Annotated in this window: 5 protein-coding genes; all 5 read right to left on the reverse strand. The window is 72.4% G+C overall.

Annotation, left to right across the window (positions count from 1 at the left end):
- Positions 1-20 precede the first annotated feature (20 nt).
- Complete coding sequence (locus ACZ404_RS12920) at positions 21-1,283, reverse strand: kynureninase (protein WP_468438979.1); 1,263 nt, start codon at positions 1,281-1,283, stop codon at positions 21-23.
- Positions 1,284-1,313: 30 nt separating this feature from the next.
- Positions 1,314-2,171 carry a tryptophan 2,3-dioxygenase gene (locus ACZ404_RS12925; RefSeq protein ID WP_468438980.1) on the reverse strand — a complete coding sequence of 286 codons (858 nt, stop codon included), beginning with the start codon at positions 2,169-2,171 and terminating at the stop codon, positions 1,314-1,316.
- A complete protein-coding gene (locus tag ACZ404_RS12930) occupies positions 2,168-3,046 on the reverse strand; it encodes an alpha/beta hydrolase (RefSeq protein WP_468438981.1) in 879 nt (292 codons plus the stop codon). Before ACZ404_RS12930 ends, ACZ404_RS12925 begins: the two co-directional genes overlap by 4 nt.
- A 36-nt stretch (positions 3,047-3,082) precedes the next feature.
- Positions 3,083-3,715, reverse strand: a complete 633-nt coding sequence (locus tag ACZ404_RS12935; RefSeq protein ID WP_468438982.1) for a DUF6875 domain-containing protein — start codon at positions 3,713-3,715, stop codon at positions 3,083-3,085.
- Between the two features lie 73 nt (positions 3,716-3,788).
- Positions 3,789-6,403, reverse strand: a 2,615-nt coding sequence (locus tag ACZ404_RS12940; RefSeq protein ID WP_468438983.1) for a thioesterase domain-containing protein, incomplete at its 5' end; no start/stop codon positions are given.

Here is a 6,403-nt window from a genome sequence, read left to right on the forward strand (position 1 = left end):
TCACGAGGGCGGCCCGGCGGTCAGGTCACCCGGGCCAGGCCGGCGGGCCGGGAGACGTGGGCGCCGCCGGCCACCGTGTCGCGGATGCGGGCCAGCGCGTCCCAGACCTCGGTGAACCGGGTGTAGAGCGGGGACGGACCGATCCGCAGCCGGTCCGGGACCCGGTAGTCGCAGACGACCTTCGCGTCCGCGGCCAGCGTCTGGCAGATCCGCCAGGCGTCGGGGTGGTACAGCGACACATGGGAGCCGCGCAACTCCACGGGACGGGGCGAGGCGGCCCTGAAACCCAGCGGGGCCAGCCAGGCGTCGGCCAGCTCGTCGGCCAGCCGGCCCAGCAGCAGCCCCTTCGCCCGGATCCGCGCCACGCCGGCCTCCTCGACCAGGTCGAGCGCCGGATCGATCGCCGCCAGCGACAGCAACGCAGGCGTACTCACCAGGAAGCGCTCGATGCCCGGCACCGGGTCGTAGTCCGGCCCCATGAGGAACTGCTCGCTCTGCCCGAACCAGCCCCACACCGGCTGCCGCAGCCCGGCCTGCAGATCCCGGCGCACATAGAGGAACGCGGGCGAACCCGGGCCCCCGTTCAGGTACTTGTACGTACAGCCCACGGCCAGCTCCGCGCCGGTCGCCGCGAGCTCGACGGGGACGGCACCGGCCGCGTGCGACAGGTCCCACAGCACCCGGGCGCCCACCGCCCGGGCCAGCTCGTTCACCCGCGCCATGTCCAGCAGCGCACCGCTGCGGTACGACACCAGCGACAGCACCACCAGCGCGACGTCCCGGTCCAGGGCGTCGCGCAGCACCCCGAGGTCGAGCCCGCCGTCCAGAGCGGAGGGGAGCCGGCGCAGCCGCAGCCCCCGCCCGTCGGCCAGACCCTGCACGACGTACCGGTTGGTCGGGAAGTCCTCGGCGTCCACCAGGACCGTGCCACGCCCCGGCGCCGCGTCCAGGGCGGCCCCGGCCAGCTTGTACAGGTTGACCGACGTCGAGTCCGAGATCACCACCTCGCCCGGCCGGGCACCCAGCACATGCTCCGCGAGGCGGTCGCCGAGCCGGGCACCCCAGTCGATCCAGCCCTGCCACGACCGCACCAGTCCCCGGCCCCAGCCCTCCTCGACCACCTCGCGCAGCCGGTCGGGGGTGGCGGCGGGCAGCCGGCCCAGCGAGTTGCCGTCCAGATAGATCAGGTCCGGATCGTCGACGACGAACCGCTCCCGGAACGCGGCCAGCGGATCGGCCGCGTCCAGTTCCTCGGCCGCCGCGCGCGGGATCCCGCCCTCCATGGGCTCTCCTTCTCTCAAGTCGTCGGCAGGTCAGAGCGTCGAACGCACGGACCACAGCTCCGGGAAGAATCGGTGCTCGCTGATCCGGGCCAGCCAGGCCACGCCCTCGGTGCCGCCCGTGCCCGGCTTGGCGCCGAGCATCCGCTGCACCGTCACCAGATGCGTGTAGCGCCAGCGGGCGAACTGATCGGCGGTGTCCATCAACGCCTCGGCGAGCAGATGCAGGTCGTGATGGCGGGCCGGGTCCAGGTAGACCGCCCGCCACGCCGCCTCGACCTCCGGGCCGCTCCGGTACGGCCGCGTGGCGTCCCGGCCCCCGGAGTCGTCCGCCGCCGTGAGCAGTCCGCGCCGCACCAGCAGCGCGAGCGCCGCGTCGTACAGGCTCGGCTCGTGCAACTGGCGCACCACGGCGTCGTGGCCGGCCGTGTTCCGGTGCGGCTCGGCCATCGCCGGATTCTTGTTGCCGAGCAGGAACTCCAGCCGCCGGTAGCCGGCCGACTGGAACCCCGAGGCCGCTCCGAGGACGTCCCGGAACTCGGCGAACTCCACGGGCGACAGCACCGAGAACGTCTCCCAGCTGACCAGCAGCACCTGCTGCACCCGCGCGGCACGGCGCAGTGTCCACAGCGCCTCGCCGAGCCGGTCGCCGTCCAACTGGTCGCGGGCTGTGCCGAGTTCCGTGTGCAGCAGCTTGAACAGCAGCTCCTTCACCTGGCTCATGATGATGAAACCCGGCTCGGTGTCGGCCCGGCTCAGCGGATGCTGCAGCGCCAGCAACTCGTCCATCCGCGCATAGGACGCGTACGGCGTGGTCCCGGGCGGGACGCCCGCGGACAGCGGACACCCAAGGCCCCGCCCGGCGTCCTGGGCGGTCTGTTCGGTGGTCATGCGGTCGTTCCTCCCAGTCCCATCTGCGCCAGCACCGCGTCGCCCAGCCCGGTGCCGGGCACCCCCAGGTCGTAAGGGAGGTCGAAGTGGTCGCGCCGCTCCGCGACGACCTCCGTGACCGCGGCCCGGGGGCGCAGCGCCGCCACCATCCGCTCGTGCTGGCGGACGTACTCCTCGGTCTCGTTGCCGCCCCGCGCGACGACCGTGCCGGGCAGCCGGTCCGGCAGCAGGTGCAGCGGGCTGTTGCGGCGCGCGCCCGACGCGTCCAGCCGCAGCGCCTCGTTGACGTACGACAGCCGGACCGGCTCCAGGTCGTACATGCCGCTCAGCAGCACCGCCCCGGCGATCCGCCCGGACACGTCGGGCCCGTCCGACGGGTCGGGCAGCAGCGCCATCGCGGAAAGATGAGCACCGGCCGAGGTGCCGCACAGGTGCAGCCGCCGCGCGTCGAAGCCCAGCCCGTCCGCGTGCCGCAGCAGCCAGTCCACGCCCCGGCGCACCATGCCCGCCATCGCGTCCAGCCCGACCTGCGGCGCCAGCCCGTACTCCAGCACCGCGACCGCCGCCCCCGCCGCCAGCAACGCCGGTACCGAGAAAGCCGATTCGGCCCGGCCCAGCGCCTGCCAGTTCCCGCCGTGCACGAACACCAGCAGCGGAGCGGACCCCGCGCCCGAACCGGGGAAGTAGTCCAGCAGCTCGGCCGGGTGCGGGCCGTAGGCCAGAGCGGTCCGCACCGCGTGGTCCCGGCGGGCGGCCGCGCTCAGCCGCTCGTAGTCGCGGACATAGGCGTCGAGGCTCGGCACGCGGGAACTGGGCGAGTACTGCCGGTCGAGCGTGGCCTGATCCATCCCCCGGTACACGGCCTCCCCGCTCATCGCCCGCCCCCAGGGCAGGTCCCGTCGGGCATCCGCTCAGCTCCCCGACCCATGGACGGCGCGCGCCCGCTCGTACAGCTCGGTCAGCAGCGGGTCGATGCCGTGGCCGGAACTGCGATAGCGCGACCCGAAGCGCTTGGCGTACTCCTCGAACCACTCCCGCCGCTCCGTCAGGAACAGCACGTCGTGGATCGCCATGGACCGCACCGCCATCATCGGCACGGGGGAGTAACTCACCTCGAACGCCGGGTTGCGGGCGGCCTTCTCCCGGCACTTCTCGTGGAACTGCGCGATCATCAGCCCCCGGCGCACGCTCTCCGGCTTCAGCGCGGCGTGCGCCGCGTCCAGGAAGTGCAGGTGCTCGGGCGGCAGGTCCGGCAGGACGAGCAGCAGCGAGCGCAGATTCGGATTGCCGGCCTTCCAGTCGACCTCGCTGAACTCGTCCAGGGCACAGCGGACGATCTCGTCGATGAGGGTCTGGCTCGGGGTGGGGCCCACCAGCCTGACCCGTATCTCCAGCGCGTCGGCGCGCTGGGCCGGCTCGACGAACGGGCACACCGGGCCGGGGCGTCCCAGCTCGCCGTGCGGTTGACGGATGTAGTCGCTCAGCCAGCCGTCCACGGCCGCCAGAGCCTTGGCCAGGTCGACGGAGAGCACGTCGGTCAGCATCGTTTGTCAGTCCTCGGGGTGTAGGTCCCGCAAGAAAGCGGACGGTGGGTGCCTTGTGGGCGGTCTCCGCACGTCACTGGTCGCCGTGGAGCTCCTGCAGCTTGGCCGACAGGATCCGGCCGATCCCGGCCAGGGTGTCCGGCCGGGTCAGCATGGACCCGTGGTCACCGGGCACCACATGCGACTCGACGGTGCCCCGTACGTACGGCTGCCAGGCGGCGGCCTCGACCGGCGGGTCCTGCTGCTCGGAGCAGGCGATCAGCAGCAGGTCCCCGTCGATGGGGCCGGGCCGGTAGTCGATGGTCAGATGGGTGTTGTTCGCCGAGATCTCGGTGATCGTCGCGAGCCGGTCCTCCTCCAGGTTGGCCAGCACGCTGCCCTGACGGCGCAGGATCTCCCGCGCCTGGGCGAAGGTCAGCTCCCCGTCGTCGTACCGGTGACTGCCGTCGTCGACGAGACCGACGTGGTACAGCAGCATCACCCGGTCGTCGGGGGCGGGCACATCGGCATGCGTCAGACCCTGCCAGTCCGGGATCACGTCGAGCACCGCGACCAGCGCGACCGGCTCGCCACGCCGCTGGAACTCCGCCGCCAGCGCGTGCGCGCACAGACCGCCGAACGACCAGCCGGCCAAGTGGTACGGCCCGTGCGGCTGCACCGACTGGATCTGATCGGCGTAGTCCACCGCCATCTCCTCGACACTGCCCGGCCGCGGCTCCGCCCGCGCCAGGCTGCGCGCCTGGATCCCGTACAGCGGATACTGCGGACCGAGATGCTTCAGCAGCGCGCTGTACGACCAGCTCAGGCCGCCGCCCGGATGGATGCAGAACAGCGGAGGCCGCTCACCCCCGGTCCGCAGCGGCAGCACCACCTCGTACGAGCCGTCGGCGTCGTCCACGTCGAGCCGCGCACTGATCCCGGCCGGGGTCGGCGCCTCGAACAGGCTCCGCAGCCCCAGCTCGACACCGAAGGACGCCCGCAGCCGGGCCATCAGCCGCGTGGCCAGCAGCGAGTGCCCGCCCAGCTCGAAGAAGTCCTCGTCCACACCGACCACCGGCCGGCCCAGCACCTCGGCGAACAGCTCGCACACGACCTGCTCCTGCGGTGTGGCCGGCGCCCGGCCGACATCGGCGCGCTCCGGAGCGAAGTCCGGCAGCGCCGCACGGTCGAGCTTGCCGTTGGCGGTGAGCGGGAGCCGGTCCAGCGGAACGATGGCCGCGGGACGCATGTACTCGGGCAACTGGCGCCGGACGTGCTCGCGCAGGGCGGTGACCAGGGCGCCGGTGTCCCGGCGGATGGCCGGGCTGGTGGTCCACGCCGACAGCGGCGTACCGGGACCGGCGGCGCCCGACGGCAGGTACGAGCCCACCGGCACGCCGTCGCCCAGCAGATCGCGCCGCAGGTAGGTGACCTCGACGGCGGCCGGATCGTGCGGGCTCCAGCTCACGGCGGTCCAGTAACCGTGCTCCTCGCCCAGGCGGCGAAGGTCCTCCAGGTCGACACCGGACGCGCGCCCGGCGACCGCGGCCGTCCCGCTGTCGAGCGCCCGCTGCACCGCGAGGTCCCCCGCGATCCGCGCGTTGGGCACCCCGGTCACCCGCAGCCGGCCGGGCCGATCGACCCGCAGCTCCTCGGCCAGCGCGTCCCGGTCCCCGGCCCAGGGTCGGGTGGGGGCGTCGGTGAGGGGGTGTGGGGTGATGCCGGTTTTGTAGAGGGTGGCGTCGTAGCGGTAGCGGGTGAGTTCGTTGTGGGCGGTGCCGCGTTTGAGTTGGAGGTCGGTGCCGGCGAGGTCGGGGAGGTGGTGGGTGAGGGCGGTGAAGTACTCGGGGTCGACGAGGAGTTCTTTTTCCAGGACGAGGCTCTGCTCGACGGCGCGGCGGATGGCGGCGGTGTCGTGCGGGTCCTCGGCTCGTGCGGTCTGGACGGCGCTGGTGAAGGTGCGCAGCAGCCTCGGGTTGCGGACGTCACCGATGAACAGGGCCCCGCCCGGAGCCAGCAGCCGGAAGGCCTGCTCGATCACCTGCTCCAGGTAGCGCGCGTTCGGGAAGTACTGCACCACCGAGTTGAGGACGACCGTGTCGAAGTGCCCCTCCGACAGCTCCCCGTGCTCGTGGGCGGCCTGCACCCGCAGCGTCACCCGCCGGGCGAGTTCGGGATCGGCGTCGACGTGGCGCTGGAGTTCCGCGATGACGGTGGGGGAGAAGTCGGTGCCCCAGTACTCCTCGCACTCGCGCGCCAGCCCGGCGAGGACCAGACCGGTGCCCACACCGATCTCGAGCACGCGGCGGGGCCTCAGCCCCCGGATCCGTTCGACCGTCGCCTCACGCCACTCACGCATCTCCGGCAGCGGGATCGGCGCACCGTCGTAACTGCTGTTCCATCCGGAAAAGTCCTCACCGAACACCGAAGCGGGCTCGGAGTAGAGGGAGTTGTACAGATCCTGCCACTCGCCGATCTGGGTCTCCTCCTCCTCCGCGCTCTTCGGCGCGTCGGTGTCGGCGACGACGTAGGCGATCAGGCGCGTGTTGTCGGGCTGATCACGCTGGACGACGACGGCTGCTTGGGCGATGTCGGGGTGGTTGGTCAGTGTCGCTTCGATTTCGCCGGGTTCGATGCGGAAGCCGCGGATTTTGATTTGGTGGTCGGTGCGGCCGATGTATTCGAGGTTGCCGTCGGGGTTGTGGCGGG

It is taken from the genome of Streptomyces sp. NPDC030798 (genome assembly GCF_055572275.1).